We start from the raw sequence: 15,871 nt of genomic DNA, 5'->3' as shown, positions 1-15,871 counted from the left end.
CTGCGGCCGTCACCCCCCATGGGGCAACGCGACGCGGCCCGGCGGAGCCGGTTCCGCCGCGTTCTGGTCTGAGACCCCGCTGGCATTGCACTTCTTGTGAACCAGATCAACACTGCATTTGAAGGTTGTCCCATGACCATCACCCGCCCCACCTCCGCCCCGATCACCATCTTCGGCCCGGACTTCCCTTTCGCCTACGACGACTGGCTGGCGCACCCGCAAGGCCTGGCCACGTTGCCGGCCAGCGCGCACGGCACCGAGGTCGCCATCGTCGGCGCCGGCATGGCCGGCATGACCGCGGCCTACGAGCTGATGAAACTCGGCCTCAAACCCGTCATCTACGAAGCCTCGCGCATGGGCGGGCGCCTGCGTTCGCAGCCCTTCGAAGGCGGCCAGGGTGTGGTGGCGGAGCTGGGCGGCATGCGCTTCCCAGCCTCGTCCACCGCGTTCTTCCACTACGTGAAGCTGCTGGGGGTGGAGACAAAACCTTTTCCCAACCCGCTCACGCCCGCGGCGGGCAGCACGGTGGTCGACCTGGAGGGCCAGACCCACTACGCGCGCACGCTGGCCGACCTGCCGCCGCTGTTCCGCGAGGTGGCGGACGCCTGGGCGACCGCGCTGGAAGAGCTGGGCTTCGGTGACCTGCAGCAGGCCCTGCGCCAGCGCGACGTGCCGCGCCTCAAAGCCCTGTGGAATGCGCTGGTGCCGCTGTGGGACGACCGCACCTTCTACGACTTCGTCGCGCAATCGAAGGCGTTCTCCCAACTGTCCTTCCGCCACCGCGAGGTGTTCGGCCAGGTCGGCTTCGGCACCGGGGGCTGGGACTCGGACTTCCCCAACACCATGCTGGAGATCCTGCGCGTGGTGCTGACCGGCTGCGACGAGGACCAGCACCTGATCGTGGGCGGCGTGCAGCAGGTGCCGCTGGGCCTGTGGCAGCACGCGCCGGCACAGATCGCACACTGGCCGGCCGGCACGTCCCTTGCCGGCCTGCACGGCGGTGCCACGCGGCCGGGTGTCACGGCCATCCGCCGCGTGAAGGACGGCCCGGCGTCGGGGCAGCTCGCCCTGACCGACAGCTGGGGCACCGAGCGCACCTACCCCGCCGTGCTGGTGACCTGCCAGAGCTGGCTGCTGACCACGCAGATCGCGGTCGAAGAATCGCTGTTCTCGCAGAAGCTGTGGATGGCGCTGGACCGCACGCGCTACATGCAGTCGAGCAAGACCTTCGTGATGGTCGACCGCCCGTTCTGGAAAGACGTGGACCCCGCGACCGGGCGCGACACGCTGAGCATGACGCTGACCGACCGGCTCACGCGCGGCACCTACCTGTTTGACAACGGGCCGGACAAGCCGGCGGTGATGTGCCTCTCCTACGCCTGGATGAGCGACGCCCTCAAGATGCTGCCGCACCCGCCCGCCAAACGTGTGCAGCTGGCGCTGGACGCGCTGCGCAAGATCTACCCGACGGTGGACATCGCCGGCCACATCGTCGGCGACCCGATCACCATCTCCTGGGAAGCCGACCCCTACTTCCTCGGCGCCTTCAAGGGTGCCCTGCCCGGCCACTACCGCTACAACCAGCGCATGTACGGCCACTTCATGCAAGACGCCCTGCCCGCCGCGGAGCGCGGCATCTTCCTGGCCGGCGACGACATTTCGTTCACGCCCGCCTGGGTCGAGGGCGCGGTGCAGACCTCGCTGAACGCCGTGTGGGGCATCGTCCACCAGCTGGGCGGGCAATGCGCGGCAGAGAACCCTGGCCCCGGAGAGTTGTATCCAACCTTGGGCCCAGTGGCCTTGCCAGAGTGACAATGCCCCCACGCTCCACCGCTGCGCGGGTCGCTGCCCCCCAAGGGGGCGCGTTTCGCCTTGGGGCGGCCCTGCGGCGAAACCCTGACTGCGCGCCATGCCCAACGACCTGACCCTCGCTCTCTGGCAGACGCCCCACCCGGCCAGCACCGCCGAGGCACTGCAACGCCTGGACGCGGCCTGCGCGCAGGCTCGGGCGCAGGGCGCCGAGCTGCTCATCACGCCCGAAATGGTCATGACCGGCTACGCCATCGGCGCCGAGCGCGTGGCGGCCCTGGCCGAGCCCGTCGACGGTTCGCTGGCGCAGGCGGTGGCGCGCATTGCGCAGCGCCACGGCATCGCCATCGTCTACGGCTACCCGGAGCACAACCCGCACGGCCAGCCCTTCAACGCGGCACAGGCCATCGGCCCCGACGGCGCGCGGCTGATGAACTACCGCAAGACCCATCTGTTCGGGGACCTGGACCGCGCGCAGTTCAGCCCGGGCGACACCGCGTCAAAGGTCTTCGAATGGCGCGGCTGGCGCCTGGGCCTGCTGATCTGCTACGACGTGGAGTTCCCGGAGACCGTGCGCCTGCTGGCGCTGCAAGGGGTGGACGCGGTGCTGGTGCCGACGGCCAACATGGTGGGGTACGACGAGGTGCAGCAACTGCTGGTGCCGGCCCGGGCCTGCGAAAACCGCGTGTTCGTGGCCTACGCCAACGCCTGCGGCAGCGAAGGCACCATTCACTATGGCGGTGCCAGCACCGTCGCCAGTGCCCATGGGCTTCCGATGGCGACCGCCGGGCGGCACGAGACGCTGATGCTCGCTGCGCTTGATGCTGGCGAGCTGGTCGCAGCCCGGCAGCACAGCCAGCTGCCAGACCGCCGACCTGGGCTGTACCAGGCGCTTGCGGTCAGAGAATGACCGCCCCCGGTGCCTGGGAGCGCACGAACTCCAGCACCGACGGCGTCTGAAGGTTGGTGAACAACGAGTTCACCGTGGCCTTCTCACCGCAGGGCGACTTCGGCCCGCTCGATGCCACGCCGATCATCGCCGGTCCACCCGGCAGCACCCGGTACATCGGCCCACCCGAGTCACCGGCACACACGTTGCTTTGGCTGCCGTCGAATTTGAAGCCCAGGCTTTGCTCATTCACCTCGGACAGGTTGGCAGCCCCTACCGCGAGCAGGCCCGTGGGCTCGCCCCATCCGGCGAAGGTGACGGCCTGTCCGGGCGCCGCCGCCTGACTGGCCAGAATCGGCATGGTGGGGTTGGGCAGGCCCGCGGGAAATGTCACCACCGCCACATCGTTGGGGGTGGGCGGGCCCGATCCGTCGTAGGCCGGGTGCAGCACCCATTTCTTGGCGGCGAGACCCTTGACGCTGGTGTCCGTCTTGAACAGGGCCGCCAGGACGCTCCGGGGGTTGCCCTCCAGACAGTGGGCCGCCGTAACCACATGGGTCGGCGATACGCGGGTGCCCGAGCAGGCCACCTGCTCACCATTGGCCCGCGCGATGAGCAGGTACACCACCGGCGTGCTGCTGAACGACACGCAGGACGCGCCATTGACCACCTTGGGTTGAGCACCCGCACTGTTGCACAGCGCCGTCGGCTCCAGGTTCACCGGTTCGGCGCCATCGCCACCCCCGCAACCTGCGAGCACCACCGCCGTCAGCACCGCGGCGCAGCCGCTGGCGAACCCGACACCCATCCGTCCTGTTTGGTTCATAAATCCTCCCTTGAGATGTGACATTATGTATCATCGTCACATCCCAGCGCTCTACGGCGCTTCTCAGAGGTAGGCCGCTTCGGGCGCCTGCGAGCGTATGAAGTTGATCACCGACGGCCCCTGGACGTTGGTGAACAGCGAACCGTCGCCCTTGCCGCAGTCGGAGACGGTGCCCGAGGACGTGATGCCGATCAGCGCGGGCTGCCCGCCCACCGTGCGGTAGGCCGGACCGCCCGAGTCGCCGCTGCAGGTGTTGCTCAGTTCGCCCGAGTAGGTGTAGCCGATGCTGGTCTCGTTGACCGTGGTCAGCGTGGCAAAGCCGACCGCCAGATCAAACCCGGGCGCGCCCCAGCCGGCCACATAGATCGGCTGCCCCGGCGAGGACGGCTGGCTCAGCAGCACCCCCATGGTCGGGTTGGGCAACGCCTGCTGCAGCACGATCACCGCCGCGTCGTTGACCAGCGCGTTCGATCCTCGTTGGTACTGCGGGTGCACCGCCCAGCGGCTGGCGGGCACGCCGACCACGGAGCCGTCCGCGCGCCAGAGGCCCGCCAGCACGCGGCGGGTGCCGGACGGCAGGCAGTGCGCCGCCGTCAGGATCTTGGTGGGCGTGATCAGCGTGCCCGAACACCGCGCCGTGCCCGAGCTGGTGGCCATATTGAGCAGGATGACGGACGAGCGCTCCGGCGACCCGCAGTTGGCACCGTTGAGCACCTTGGGCTGCAAGCCCATGCTGCCGCACATGGACTCCGCACTGGGCAGCGAGGCGTCGTCGCCGCCCCCGCAAGCCGCCAACAACATTGCCGCAGCGGCGGCAGCCACCGTGGTCATCACTCCCTTGCCGATCCTGTTCATGGATTCACCCTGCTGGTTGAGAAATGGGGAAAGGCCGGCCCGCCGGCCCCGTCGCAGCCGCCAATGTACCGCCGCCAGCCCAGAACTCGGCCTGCGCATAGTGGTGCTTGAGGAAGTCGATCCACAGCCGCACCCGCAGCGCCAGGTGCTTGCGCTGGGGGAAAAGCGCGTAGATGCCGTTGGGCGGCGCGGCGTACTCGTCCAGCACGGTTTCGAGCCGGCCGGCCGCGATGTCGGCCTCCACCTCCCAGGTGCTGCGCCAGGCGATGCCGTAGCCAGCCAGGCACCACTCGCGCAGCACCTGCCCGTCCGAACAGTCCAGCGGACCGCCGGGGCGCAGGTGCACGATCTCGGCCTCGGCCCCTTCGGAGGCGCCTTCGCCGGGCGGCATGCGGAAAGCCCAGCCCCGGGTCTGCGAGGCGTCTGACGAGAGGGTCAGGCAGTCGAAGCGTGCCAGGTCGGCCGGGTGGGTGGGGCGGCCGTGGCGCCGCAGGTAGTCGGGTGTGGCCACGCACATGCGGCGGTTGTCCGCCAGGCGCACGCTCACCAGGGACGAGTCCGGCAGGTCGCCCACGCGCACTGCGCAGTCGTAGCCTTCGCCTGCGAGGTCGACCACCCGGTCGCTGAGGTTGAGCGAGATCGTGACCTCGGGGTGCAGCTCGCGGAAACGCGGCACCAGCGGCGCCACGTGGCGGCGACCGAAACCGGCGGGGGCCGTGATCCGCAAATGACCACTGGCCTTGACCCCGCCCGCACTGACGCTGGCCTCGGCGTTGGCCAGGTCGGTCAGCAGGCGCTGGCAGTCCTCGATGAAGGCGCTGCCCTCGTGGGTGAGCGTGATGCGGCGCGTGGTGCGCACCATCAGCTTGACGCCGAGCCGGGACTCCAGCGCATCCAGCCGCCGGCCGATGATGGCCGGCGCCACGCCCTCGGCCTTCGCAGCGGCCGTGAGGCTGCCGCGGGTGGCCACCGAGACGAAGGTTTCGAGCTGCTTGAGCTTGTCCATAGCCCCGCAGATTACCCCATCAAAAGGAGGCAATCAACGGGATTTGTGGACAGATTTTTTACTTGAAGGTGATGTCAGTCGGCTCAGTTGCACTGGGCCGCCAGATTCGGGATCACGCCGCAGTTCTGACCACCCTTGGCCGTGCAGGCGTTGTTGGCCGCTGTCTGTGCATCGAATGCCGAGCCGGCCGCGGCCACACCCCAGACCCAGCCGCCCGAGCTGCCCGAACCGGCGGCAATCGCGCCGCACTCCTCGAACTGCAGCACCACCTGGCAATCGCCGGCGTCGCACTCGTCGCGTGCCGCGTCGTTGGCGATCGACTGGGTCAGGGCTTCGGACGCAATGCCCACCCGCTTGGTCGATTCGCTGACCGCAATGGCGCCGTGATAGTCGTCGTCGCTGCCCCCGCAGGCCGCCAGCGTCGCGGCGGCGATCAGCGCCGCACCCCAGGTCCACAACTTTTTCATGGGTTTCCTCCACCGGAAAGATTGGTTGGCATGAACGCCCGATGCGCCCACCGCGGACAGTCTATGCCAGTGGCGCGACCGCGTCTTGATCCAGATCGCAAGCCGATGCGACTCAGTGGCCCCATCCCTTGGGCAACCCGGCCTCGGGTGTCATGCCGTAGACCGGTTCGCCGGGCAGACCGGCCTTGAGCGGCTCCCGCGCGGCCATCAGCTTCGGAATGTCGACACCGGTGGACACGCCCATGGCCTCGAACATGAACACCAGGTCTTCCGTCACCACGTTGCCGCTGGCACCCGGCGCGTAAGGGCAGCCCCCCAGGCCACCGAGCGAGCTGTCGAAGCTGCGAACGCCCACGTCGTACGCCGCCAGGCAGTTGGCCAGGCCCAGGCCGCGCGTGTTGTGCATGTGGGCTGCGCCAGCTCGCTCACCCAGTTCGGCACGCAGCCTGGTGAACAGGCGCCGCACCTGGGCCGGATTCGCCATGCCGGTGGTGTCGGACAGGCCCACCTCGTCGATGCCGGCTTCGACACAGGCCACGGCCAGCGCGATCACCTCATCCTCCGGCACCGCGCCCTGCAGCGTGCAGCCGAAGGCGGTGGACAGGCCCACCTCCACCACCACGCCGGACGCGCGTTCGTTGCGCAGCGCCACCACCTCGCGCAGCTCGGCCACCATCTGCTCGCGCGTCTTGCGCACGTTGGCCTGCGAATGCGCCTCGCTGGCCGACACCGGCAGGGTGAGCTTGTGCACCCCGGCGGCCAGCGCCGCCTCGGCGCCGCGGCGGTTGGGCACCAGGGCCATCACCGTCAGGCCCGGCAAGGTCACGGCGTGGCGCACCACCTCGGTCACGTCGGCCATCTGCGGCAGCAGCTTCGCGGGCACGAAGGAGCCCACTTCGATTTCGCGCAGGCCGGCGGCGGCCAGCGCGGCAATCCAGCGGCACTTGTCGGCCGTGGGCATGGTGGCCTTGACCGACTGCAGACCGTCGCGCGGGCCGACCTCGCTGATGTGAACGTCGGGTTTGCTCATGCGGGCCTCACGCCACGGCAGCCTGCCGGCGCAGCTGCTCGATGTCGGACGCCGCATAGCCCAGGCCGTGCAGCAGTTCGGTGGTGTGGGCCCCCATGCGCGGCGGGTCCAGCCGCACGCCGGGGCGCTGGCCGTCCAATGTGAAAGGGAACAGCGTGGTCTTGACGGTCTGGCCGGCGCGCTCGCCGTCGGGCAGGGTGATGTCGGCCAGGCCGCCGGTGGCCAGCAGGTGCTCGTCGGCGTACAGCTCCTCGGGTTTGCGGATGGGCGCAAACGGCAGGCCGACCTTCTCGAACAGCGCGGCGAGGTCGGCCGCGCGCCAGCCGGCCAGCCGCTCGCGCAGGATGGGCAGCAGCGTCGGGCGCAGTTTCACGCGGGCGTTGTTGTCGGGGTACTGCGGATCGGCCTTGAGGTCGGCAAAACCCAGCGCGTCGCAGAAGGTCACCCACTGGGCGTCGCTCACTGCGGCCAGGAAGATCTGCTCGCCGTCCTTCACGGTGAACACGTCGTACACCGCCCAGGCCGAGATGCGCTCGGGCATGGGCGCCGCGGCCTTCCCGGTGATCGCGTACTGCAGCATGTGCTGGCCGACCAGGAACACGTTGTTCTCGAACAGCGCGCTCTGCACCTCCTGGCCCTTGCCGGTGATGCCGCGCTGGATCAGCGCACCCAGCGCGCCGATGGCGCCGAACATGCCCCCCATGATGTCGTTCACGCTGGTGCCGGCGCGCAGCGGGTCGCCGGGGCGGCCGGTCATGTAGGCCAGGCCGCCCATCATCTGCACCACCTCGTCCAGCGCGGTGCGGTGGTCGTAGGGGCCGGGCAGGAAGCCTTTGAGGCTGATGTAGATGCAGCGCGGGTTCACCTGGCTGAGCGACGCGTAGTCCAGCCCGTACTTGGCCATGGTGCCGGGCTTGAAGTTCTCGGCCACCACGTCGGCACTCGCCGCCAGGCGGCGCGCCACCTCGGCGCCCTCGGCCTGGCGCAGGTCGATGGCGATGCTCTTCTTGTTGCGGTTGAAGAGCGGAAAGAAGCCCGCACCCGAACCGAGCAGGTGGCGCGTGCGGTCGCCCTCGATGGGTTCGACCTTGATGGTCTCGGCCCCCATGTCGGCCAGCACCATGCCGCAGGTCGGGCCCATGACCATGTGGGTGAATTCAACGACGCGCAAGCCGGTCAGCGGCAGCGTTTGGGTGGGGGCGGCGGCGCCCCCGGCAGTCTGGTTCATGCAATGTCTCCGTTCCGGGCCTCGGTGTGCGCCCGGCGATGGCAGTTTAGGCTTTACCAATTCGCCGCAAAGCGCTACTTTTGCCGACATGGTTTTCCATTCAGGAATTTCTTGACCCATGCGCGACCTGGATCTCACCAATTTGCGGCTGTTCGTGGCCGTCTGCGACCACCGCAACATTGTCCGCGCCGCCGCCGAGGCCCACCTGACCGCCAGCGCGGTCAGCAAGCGCCTGGCCCATCTGGAGGCGCAGATCGGCACGCCGCTGCTGACCCGGCGCCGCCACGGGGTCGAGCCCACGCCCGCCGGCGAGAGCCTGCGCGAGCACGCGCGCGGACTGCTGCTGGGCGCCCAGCGCATCGAGCGCGACATGGCGGCCTTCGCGGCCGGCGTGCGCGGCCAGGTGCGCCTGTTGGCCACCGCGTCGGTGATGGCGGCGCCGCTGCCGGGCGATGTGGCCGGCTTCCTGGCCCGGCCGGGCCACGAAGGCATCCAGGTGGAACTGGCGTCGCGCTCGGGCGCGCAGGTCGTGCAGGGCATCCGCGACGGCGTGGCCTCGCTGGGCATCTGCTGGCACAGCCCGCACGGCGCCGACCTGCGCGGCCTGGCGCACGCACCCTATCGCAGCGACCGGCTGGGCTTGGTCGTGCCACGGGGGCATGCGCTGGCCGGGCTGACTCGGGTGCGGCTGGCGCAGGCGCTGGACCACCCCTTCGTCGGCCTGCCGGTGGACAGCGCGGTGCAGGCGCTGATGCAACGCGCCGCGACCGAGCTGGGCCACACGCTGCGCTACCGCATGATCGTGACCGACTTCGAGGCCGCCCTGCGCGTGGTGGCCACGCGGCTGGCGGTGGGCGTGATGCCGGTGGCGGTGGCCCAGCCCCGTGCCGACACCCTGGGCTTGACCGTGGTGCCGCTGGACGAGGACTGGGCGGAGCGCCGTTTCTCCATCTGTTTCCGGGACGAGTCCGACCTGGGCCCAGCCGCCCGATTGCTGCGCGACCACCTGGTGCGCGAGGCCGCTGCAGAAGACTGATTACCCGCTTTTTTGTCACAGATAAGTCAAAGTTCAGGCGATTAATCCGACAGCAAGTCTCGAATAAAGTGGCGGGATGGAAAAACCCCGCGCGGTTCTGTTCGACGCCTATGGCACGCTGTTCGACGTGTACAGCGTGGGCCTGCTCGCCCAGCAGCTGTTCCCGGGCCAGGGCGCCCGGCTGGCCACCGTGTGGCGCGACAAGCAGATCGAATACACCCGGCTGGTGACCACCAGCGACCAGGGCGCGCCCCATCAGCCCCATTACCGCCCATTCTGGGAACTGACCCAGGCCGCACTGGCCTACGCCATCAAGCTGATCGAGCCGGCCGCGCGCAGCGACTGGGCCGCCTACGAGGCCAAGGCCGCGCAGCTGATGAACCAGTACCGCAGCCTCAGCGCCTTCCCCGAGAACCGTGAAGTGCTGCAGGCGCTCAAGAGCCGCGGCATCGTCACTGGCATCCTGAGCAACGGCGAACCGCAGATGCTGGGCATCGCCGTGCGCAGCGCCGGTCTGGAGGGCCTGCTGGACCACGTGATCAGCGTGGACAGCGTGCGCAAATACAAGACCCACCCCGACGCCTACGCGCAGGGCGAGAAAGTCACCGGCCTCTCGCGCCAGCAGATCGTGTTCGTCAGCAGCAACGGCTGGGACGCGCTGGGCGCGACCTGGTTCGGTTACCGCACGCTGTGGGTGAACCGCCAGAACCAACCCTTCGAGGAATTGGGCACGCCGCCCACGCGCACGGCCACGAACCTGCGCGACGTCCTCGCCTTCTTCGACTGATTTCCTTTTCTCTTTGAACCGACGGAGTCCTTCCATGACGCAACGCACCACGATCCACGGTCTGCAGGTTTCCACCGACCTGTACGAGTTCATCAACGCCCAGGTCCTGCCCGGCACCGGTGTCAGCGCCGAGACCTTCTGGAAGGGCTTCGACAGCATCGTGGCCGACCTGGCGCCCAAGAACGCCGCCCTGCTGGCCGAGCGCGACCGCCTGCAAGCCGAGCTGGACAAATGGCACAGCGCCAACCCCGGCCCGATCCTGGACATGGCCGGCTACCGCAAGTTCCTGGAAACCATCGGCTACCTCGTGCCCGAGCCCAAGAAGGTCAAGGCCACCACGAAGAACGTGGATGACGAGCTGGCCACCCAGGCCGGCCCGCAGCTGGTGGTGCCGATCCTGAACGCCCGCTACGCCCTGAACGCCGCCAACGCCCGCTGGGGCAGCCTGTACGACGCGCTGTACGGCACCGACGTGATCAGCGAAGAAAAGGGTTGCGAGAAGGTCGGCAAGAAGGGCGGCTACAACCCCAAGCGCGGCGCCAAGGTCATCGAGTACTGCCGCTACGTGCTCGACCGCTGCGCCCCGCTGAAGAAGGGTTCGCACGTCGGCTCCACCGGCTACAAGGTCAACAAGGACGGTGAGCTGGTCGTGGGTCTGGCCGAAGGCGGCACGTCCAAGCTCGCCGACAAGAGCCAGTTCATCGGCTTCCAGGGCGAAGCCAAGGCACCGACCGCCGTGCTGCTCAAGCACAACGGCCTGCACCTGGAGATCCAGATCAACCGCGCCACCGCCATCGGCAAGAGCGACGCCGCCGGCGTGAGCGATCTGGTGGTCGAGGCCGCGCTGTCCACCATCCTCGACCTGGAAGACTCCGTGGCCGCGGTGGACGCCGAGGACAAGGTGCTGGCCTACCGCAACTGGCTGGGCATCCTGCAGGGCACGCTGGTCGAGTCGTTCGAGAAGGGCGGCAAGACCATGACCCGCGGCCTGAACGCCGACCGCGAGTACACCGGCGCCAACGGCAAGAAAGTCCGCCTGCACGGCCGCTCGCTCATGTTCGTGCGCAACGTGGGCCACCTGATGACCAACCCCGCCATCCTCTGGGGTGCCGAAGGCAAGGAGATCCCCGAAGGCATCATGGACGCGATGGTCACCACCGCCATCGCCATCCACGACCTGAAGAAGGGCAAGAAAGACGCGATCCGCAACTCGCGCAAGGGCTCGGTCTACATCGTCAAGCCCAAGATGCACGGCCCGCGCGAAGTGGCCTTCGCCTGCGAACTGTTCAGCCGCGTCGAGAAGGTGCTGGGCCTGGCCGACAGCACGGTCAAGCTGGGCATCATGGACGAAGAGCGCCGCACGTCCGTCAACCTCAAGGCCTGCATCGAAGCCGCCGCCAGCCGCGTCGCCTTCATCAACACCGGCTTCCTGGACCGCACCGGCGACGAGATGCACACCGCCATGCTGGCCGGTCCGATGGTGCGCAAGGGCGACATGAAGACCAGCGCCTGGATCCAGAGCTACGAGCGCAACAACGTGCTGGTGGGCCTGAGCTGCGGCCTGCGCGGCAAGGCGCAGATCGGCAAGGGCATGTGGGCCATGCCCGACCTGATGAAGGCCATGCTGGAGCAGAAGATCGCCCACCCCAAGGCCGGCGCCAACACCGCCTGGGTGCCCTCGCCCACCGGCGCCACGCTGCACGCCCTGCACTACCACCAGGTGCTGGTGTCCGACGTGCAGAAGGAGCTGGAGAAGGTCAAGGCCGACAAACTGCGCGACGACCTGCTGACCGGCCTGCTGACCGTGCCGGTGAGCGCCAACCCGAACTGGACCGAGGCCGAGAAGCAGGCCGAGCTGGACAACAACATCCAGGGCATCCTGGGCTATGTGGTGCGCTGGGTCGACCAGGGCGTGGGCTGCTCCAAGGTGCCGGACATCAACGACATCGGCCTGATGGAAGACCGCGCCACGCTGCGCATCAGCAGCCAGCACGTGGCCAACTGGCTGCACCACGGCATCGTCACCGAGCAGCAGGTGCGCGACACGTATGAGCGCATGGCCGCCAAGGTGGACAAGCAGAACGCCGGCGACAAGCTGTACCAGCCCATGGCCGGCAACGCCAAGACCAGCAAGGCCTACCAAGCCGCGCTGGACCTGGTCTTCAAGGGCAAGGAACAGCCCAGCGGCTACACCGAGCCGCTGCTGCATGCGTGGCGCCTGAAAGTGAAGGCGGGCTAAGCCCACCCTCACGCCGCACCTGCGGTGCGTCACCCCCTCAAGGGGGCAACGCGATGCGGCCCGGCCAAGCCGGTTCCGCCGCGTTCTGGACCTTGAAAAACGGAGCCTGCGGGCGCCGTTTTTTTATGTCACTGATTGGGGGTGCCCGCCGGTCCGGGCCGGCAGTCGACCGGCAGGAGCTCCAGCGGCAGATCGGTGCGGTTGTCGCCCATGGCCTGCATCTGTGCGGGCACACCGGCCTGACCGCAGACCCAGGCGATCGGGACCTGGGGATGTTCCTTGACGACCGCCGGCCGCAGCGTGAGCGTTTTGCCCGCGAGATTCCGGTTGGCGTTGTTGCCAAAAGTCAGGTGGGTGGCGCCGGCCTCCACCTGAACACGGCTGACATAGTTGCCAACGATCTTGTCCGCTGGCGGCAGGCCCGCATCGGCGTTGCTGGCCGGCAGCTTGCGGTGGGCGCGCTGGAACGCCTGCACGCTCTCCTGGGCAAAGCCGGCGAGGCCCAGTGCTTCCTTGACCTGGGTGCGGATGATCCGGTCCTGGTATGACGGCATCGCGAGCGTGGCCATGATGCCAACGATGGCCACCACCACCATCAGTTCGATCAGGGTAAAACCGCCGTGGCAGATGCGAGGAGTGTTCATATGGCTTGCCCCAGTTTGAAGATGGGCAGGTAGACGGCGATGAGCAAGGTCAGAGCCAGCCAGGCCGCCACCAGGTAGACGATCAGATTGAGGTTGCGCTCAAAGCGTACCGAGGCAAGCGTCCACCGATCATGCAGCTGCTGCGTCAGTAACGAGGTCATCGCGGGCATGTTGTGAGTGCGCGCCGCCACGTCGAGATGCGCCAGCGCAGCCGCGGGCAACAAGCGTTCCTGCTCCAGCGCAACCGCCAGCGTGGCGCCTTGGTCCATCCGAGCCTGCGCCTGCTCAAGGCGTCTGCGAACAGACGGAATCGGCGTGGTGTCCACCAGGTAGCGCAAAAACTCTGGCGCCGCGGCTTGGGGCGGGTCCGCTGCGACCATGGGCAGCAGGCGCAACTGGGCCTGGACATCCCAGCGGTCGCGATCCAGCCGCAGCCTGTGCAGCCACCGATCGCTCCGGTCGGTGCGATCGAATCTCAGCCAGACAACGGTGACCAGGGCCAGCAAGGTGAGGGGCACGGGCAGCCCGAGCGGAAACGAAAACGCGTAGAAGTAAGCCCAGGTTGGCAAGGGCATGCTCATTCCCAGCGACTCGAAGGCCTGTCGCATCTGGGGTATGACGTACAAGCTGACGATGATCGCCACGGCCAGTGTCACCAGCAGCACCATCGAAGGCCAGCTCCAGGCCATGCGGGCCTTGTGGTTGCTGCGCGCCTGCAGCTGGACATCGCCCGACAGCACAGCCAGCGCGTCGGGCAACTGGCCACGCTCCTCGGCTGCACGCAACCACGCGCTCAAGGTGCTGCGCCCCAGGTGCGGCCAGACCTGCAGCGCCTCGCCCAGCGGTTGACCGCGGGACAGGGATTCGGCCAGGGCGGCCAACGCCGGTGCATGGCGCTGCCCTTGGGCGCCTTCGGCAAGGCGGGACACCAGCGCCGGCATCGGCAACCGCTGGCGCGTTGCGGCCGCCAGTTGTTCGAGCAAGAGCGCGGTTTCAGAAAGCGTCTGGTCTTGTTTCATCGTGATGCGCCGTCGTCGGGGCAAGTGATTTGGGCGATGCGCTGCCATGCGCCTGTGGATTGCGAAGTGCAGCGCCAGTTGGAGACCCAGTCGCTGGTGTCCGGCGCCTCCACCGGTGACAGCACCCACACCCCTTGTTCATCGGGCTGGTCTGCCTTGCTGAAGCGAGCGCCCACCCGGTCTCCTTCGCGCGTGTACCGGATCACCATTCCGTTCTTCACGGCAGGTTCCCCCAGCGCCGACAGAACGACCGGATCCCCCCGGCCCGCCGAGCGCGCCGCAGGCCGCTGAGCGCGCTCCAGCACGATTTCCTTGCGCGCGTGCCCCATCATGGCCAAGGCCTCGGCGGCGCGGACGCGGTCAACAAAATCGATCTCAAAGTGCAGCAGCAGCGCGTTGCCTGCGCTCACCAACAGCAGCAAGAGCACCACAGACAGGCCCGTGCGGCTCCACTGGCTCGGGGGGAACAGTTGCATGGGCGGTAAGCCCTTGGAAGTAGGGTCCGGGGCCATGATCAGGCCGCCTTGCGGCACGCCGCCGGAAGGTAGCGGCTCTCTATCGGGTTAGTCGCAGCAGCGGGCATGTCCGCCACCTGCAGGCCCTCCAGCCCTTCGCCAAACTGACAGACCCAGGCCAGCGGCGCCAACGCATCGCCGGGCTTGGTGGCCGGGCGCAGAACCAGATGGAAGGGAGCCTTGTCAGATCCTGACCTGCCCGCCATCGTGCGGGCATTCAAGCTGATCACCAGCACCCCGCCTGGCAACACCTCGATGCCGTCCACGAAGCGGCCTTTCAAGCGGCGCGCCTCAGGCAGCCCGGCCTGGGCATTGTTCGCAGGCATGAGGCCCCAGCGGGCGTAGAACTCAGCGACGGGTTTCTGGGCAGCCTGACCGAGGTCGAGTGCTTCGGCCACCCGGGCGCGCGTGGTGTACTCGCCGTATGCGGGTAGACCCACGGCGGCCAGGATGCCGATGATGCCCACCACCAGCATCAGCTCCACCAGCACGAAGCCCGCCATCCCACGCCGAATCATCGATGGCTCTTTTAATGCCATGCCCTTACCTCCCGTCACAAAAACGCGCCTCACTATAGCCGCAGCAACAGGGCGTCTGCGGACTCACATCCAAACCCGATAAGCCCAGAACGCCTCGTCCTTCTCAATCCCCTCACGCAGCGCCTCGGGGCTGAAGCCGGTGATGCGGCGGGTCGTGCGGCAAAGGTGGGACTGGTCGGCGTAGCCGTTGTCGGCGGCGATGTCGGCCCAGCGGATGCCGCCGGTCTCGGCCTGGGCCGTCACTGCGTCGAAGAAGGCCTGTTCGCTGCGCGCCATGCCGCGCAGCTCGCGCAGCGGCAGGCCGGCCCAGCGCTTGACGCGCCGCTCCAGCTGTCGCAGGCTGCGGCCCGGGCCGGAGACGGCCGCGCGCTGGGCCAGATGCGCCACCCAGTCGGCATAGCGGTGGGCCTGCAACGGCAGCGCGGGCCGGCAGGCCTGCCAGCGCGGCTCCAGGAAGTCTTCCAGCAGGGTCATGCGCTGCGCATCGTCGGCCGCGTGCTGCACCTGTTCGCACATGGCCAGCCAGTCGGGGGGCAGCACCGTGGCCGCATCGACCAGCTGGTCGGTGAAGCGGGCGGCTTCGAGCCCGATCATCGCGTGCAGTGCGTCGGGCATGAACATCACCATCATCCCGTGCACCGGGCCCGGGCACCAGCTGGTGCTCGGTCGTGTGAAGGGACCTCCGAACACCCAGCGCCCGGCCAGGGGTTGCCGAGGGTCGGACAGCTGCGCCATCCGGCCCGGCTGCGCAGGCTCCAGCATGTGACTGCACCCGGTGAACCACCAACACAGGTTGCACAAAGGAAAGGCCGGGAAGTGGTTGAGGCGCTGCGCATCGGTGAGCGAAGCGCCCACGGTGCTGCGCACCATGACCCCGCGCAGGCAGGCCGACAGTGAGGCGCGCGGCAGCCACAGTGTGCCGCTGGGGATCAGCGCGGGGTCGAAGTCGAGCGCGGCGGGCTTCAAGGTAGCCATGGGTCGG

The 15,871-nt window shown here is 68.4% G+C and carries 16 protein-coding genes; 5 read left to right on the top strand and 11 right to left on the bottom strand.

Going from position 1 to position 15,871, the window contains the following annotated elements:
• Window positions 1-132: 132 nt before the first annotated feature.
• A complete protein-coding gene (locus tag ACFOPI_RS09870) occupies window positions 133-1,812 on the top strand; it encodes a flavin monoamine oxidase family protein (RefSeq protein ID WP_382173407.1) in 1,680 nt (559 codons plus the stop codon).
• A gap of 97 nt (window positions 1,813-1,909) precedes the next feature.
• A complete protein-coding gene (locus ACFOPI_RS09865) occupies window positions 1,910-2,719 on the top strand; it encodes a carbon-nitrogen hydrolase family protein (RefSeq protein WP_382173406.1) in 810 nt (269 codons plus the stop codon).
• Here the strand turns inward: ACFOPI_RS09865 and ACFOPI_RS09860 are convergent.
• The 6 genes from ACFOPI_RS09860 to ACFOPI_RS09835 all read right to left on the bottom strand — a co-directional run bounded on the left by ACFOPI_RS09860 (window position 2,709) and on the right by ACFOPI_RS09835 (window position 8,110).
• Entirely contained in the window at window positions 2,709-3,524 is an 816-nt protein-coding gene (locus tag ACFOPI_RS09860; RefSeq protein WP_382173404.1) for a S1 family peptidase, read from the bottom strand. The genes ACFOPI_RS09865 and ACFOPI_RS09860 overlap by 11 nt on opposite strands.
• A gap of 63 nt (window positions 3,525-3,587) precedes the next feature.
• A complete protein-coding gene (locus ACFOPI_RS09855) occupies window positions 3,588-4,379 on the bottom strand; it encodes a S1 family peptidase (protein WP_382173402.1) in 792 nt (263 codons plus the stop codon).
• 4 nt (window positions 4,380-4,383) lie between these two features.
• Window positions 4,384-5,385, bottom strand: a complete 1,002-nt coding sequence (locus ACFOPI_RS09850) for a LysR family transcriptional regulator (RefSeq protein WP_382173400.1) — start codon at window positions 5,383-5,385, stop codon at window positions 4,384-4,386.
• Window positions 5,386-5,468: 83 nt separating this feature from the next.
• Window positions 5,469-5,852 (bottom strand): DUF4189 domain-containing protein, encoded by a 384-nt coding sequence (locus ACFOPI_RS09845; protein ID WP_382173398.1) that lies wholly within the window; start codon window positions 5,850-5,852, stop codon window positions 5,469-5,471.
• Between the two features lie 112 nt (window positions 5,853-5,964).
• A complete protein-coding gene (locus ACFOPI_RS09840; RefSeq protein ID WP_382173396.1) occupies window positions 5,965-6,882 on the bottom strand; it encodes a hydroxymethylglutaryl-CoA lyase in 918 nt (305 codons plus the stop codon).
• 7 nt (window positions 6,883-6,889) lie between these two features.
• A complete protein-coding gene (locus tag ACFOPI_RS09835) occupies window positions 6,890-8,110 on the bottom strand; it encodes a CaiB/BaiF CoA transferase family protein (RefSeq protein ID WP_382173394.1) in 1,221 nt (406 codons plus the stop codon).
• Window positions 8,111-8,228: 118 nt separating this feature from the next.
• Between ACFOPI_RS09835 and ACFOPI_RS09830 the strand changes: the two genes are divergently transcribed.
• From ACFOPI_RS09830 to ACFOPI_RS09820, 3 genes are all read left to right on the top strand, one after another.
• Window positions 8,229-9,146, top strand: a complete 918-nt coding sequence (locus tag ACFOPI_RS09830) for a LysR family transcriptional regulator (protein WP_382173392.1) — start codon at window positions 8,229-8,231, stop codon at window positions 9,144-9,146.
• Between the two features lie 76 nt (window positions 9,147-9,222).
• A complete protein-coding gene (locus ACFOPI_RS09825) occupies window positions 9,223-9,933 on the top strand; it encodes a haloacid dehalogenase type II (RefSeq protein ID WP_382173390.1) in 711 nt (236 codons plus the stop codon).
• A 34-nt stretch (window positions 9,934-9,967) separates the two neighbouring features.
• The gene (locus ACFOPI_RS09820) at window positions 9,968-12,172 is read left to right on the top strand and encodes a malate synthase G (protein ID WP_382173388.1); all 2,205 of its coding nucleotides are present in this window, start codon (window positions 9,968-9,970) and stop codon (window positions 12,170-12,172) included.
• Window positions 12,173-12,300: 128 nt separating this feature from the next.
• On the opposite strand, the gene ACFOPI_RS09815 is transcribed toward ACFOPI_RS09820, so the two are convergent.
• The 5 genes from ACFOPI_RS09815 to ACFOPI_RS09795 form a co-directional block, all read right to left on the bottom strand.
• Window positions 12,301-12,816: a pilin gene (locus ACFOPI_RS09815; protein WP_382173387.1), complete on the bottom strand. Its 516-nt coding sequence runs from the start codon at window positions 12,814-12,816 to the stop codon at window positions 12,301-12,303.
• Window positions 12,813-13,835: a type II secretion system F family protein gene (locus ACFOPI_RS09810; protein WP_382173385.1), complete on the bottom strand. Its 1,023-nt coding sequence runs from the start codon at window positions 13,833-13,835 to the stop codon at window positions 12,813-12,815. Before ACFOPI_RS09810 ends, ACFOPI_RS09815 begins: the two co-directional genes overlap by 4 nt.
• Window positions 13,832-14,311 carry a hypothetical protein gene (locus tag ACFOPI_RS09805; protein ID WP_382173383.1) on the bottom strand — a complete coding sequence of 160 codons (480 nt, stop codon included), beginning with the start codon at window positions 14,309-14,311 and terminating at the stop codon, window positions 13,832-13,834. Before ACFOPI_RS09805 ends, ACFOPI_RS09810 begins: the two co-directional genes overlap by 4 nt.
• Before the next feature lie 38 nt (window positions 14,312-14,349).
• A complete protein-coding gene (locus ACFOPI_RS09800; protein WP_382173381.1) occupies window positions 14,350-14,889 on the bottom strand; it encodes a pilin in 540 nt (179 codons plus the stop codon).
• A gap of 63 nt (window positions 14,890-14,952) precedes the next feature.
• The gene (locus tag ACFOPI_RS09795) at window positions 14,953-15,864 is read right to left on the bottom strand and encodes a helix-turn-helix domain-containing protein (RefSeq protein ID WP_382173379.1); all 912 of its coding nucleotides are present in this window, start codon (window positions 15,862-15,864) and stop codon (window positions 14,953-14,955) included.
• Window positions 15,865-15,871: the final 7 nt, after the last annotated feature.

This window comes from Hydrogenophaga luteola, assembly GCF_042648585.1.
GTDB lineage: Bacteria > Pseudomonadota > Gammaproteobacteria > Burkholderiales > Burkholderiaceae_C > Hydrogenophaga > Hydrogenophaga luteola.
This window is presented reverse-complemented; position numbering and strand designations above follow the sequence as displayed.

Coding starts and splice junctions, on each gene's coding strand:
- ACFOPI_RS09870 (WP_382173407.1), top strand. CDS start 133: ATGACCATCACCCGCCCCACCTCCGCCCCGATCACCATCTTCGGCCCG.
- ACFOPI_RS09865 (WP_382173406.1), top strand. CDS start 1,910: ATGCCCAACGACCTGACCCTCGCTCTCTGGCAGACGCCCCACCCGGCC.
- ACFOPI_RS09860 (WP_382173404.1), bottom strand. CDS start 3,524: ATGAACCAAACAGGACGGATGGGTGTCGGGTTCGCCAGCGGCTGCGCC.
- ACFOPI_RS09855 (WP_382173402.1), bottom strand. CDS start 4,379: ATGAACAGGATCGGCAAGGGAGTGATGACCACGGTGGCTGCCGCCGCT.
- ACFOPI_RS09850 (WP_382173400.1), bottom strand. CDS start 5,385: ATGGACAAGCTCAAGCAGCTCGAAACCTTCGTCTCGGTGGCCACCCGC.
- ACFOPI_RS09845 (WP_382173398.1), bottom strand. CDS start 5,852: ATGAAAAAGTTGTGGACCTGGGGTGCGGCGCTGATCGCCGCCGCGACG.
- ACFOPI_RS09840 (WP_382173396.1), bottom strand. CDS start 6,882: ATGAGCAAACCCGACGTTCACATCAGCGAGGTCGGCCCGCGCGACGGT.
- ACFOPI_RS09835 (WP_382173394.1), bottom strand. CDS start 8,110: ATGAACCAGACTGCCGGGGGCGCCGCCGCCCCCACCCAAACGCTGCCG.
- ACFOPI_RS09830 (WP_382173392.1), top strand. CDS start 8,229: ATGCGCGACCTGGATCTCACCAATTTGCGGCTGTTCGTGGCCGTCTGC.
- ACFOPI_RS09825 (WP_382173390.1), top strand. CDS start 9,223: ATGGAAAAACCCCGCGCGGTTCTGTTCGACGCCTATGGCACGCTGTTC.
- ACFOPI_RS09820 (WP_382173388.1), top strand. CDS start 9,968: ATGACGCAACGCACCACGATCCACGGTCTGCAGGTTTCCACCGACCTG.
- ACFOPI_RS09815 (WP_382173387.1), bottom strand. CDS start 12,816: ATGAACACTCCTCGCATCTGCCACGGCGGTTTTACCCTGATCGAACTG.
- ACFOPI_RS09810 (WP_382173385.1), bottom strand. CDS start 13,835: ATGAAACAAGACCAGACGCTTTCTGAAACCGCGCTCTTGCTCGAACAA.
- ACFOPI_RS09805 (WP_382173383.1), bottom strand. CDS start 14,311: ATGCAACTGTTCCCCCCGAGCCAGTGGAGCCGCACGGGCCTGTCTGTG.
- ACFOPI_RS09800 (WP_382173381.1), bottom strand. CDS start 14,889: ATGGCATTAAAAGAGCCATCGATGATTCGGCGTGGGATGGCGGGCTTC.
- ACFOPI_RS09795 (WP_382173379.1), bottom strand. CDS start 15,864: ATGGCTACCTTGAAGCCCGCCGCGCTCGACTTCGACCCCGCGCTGATC.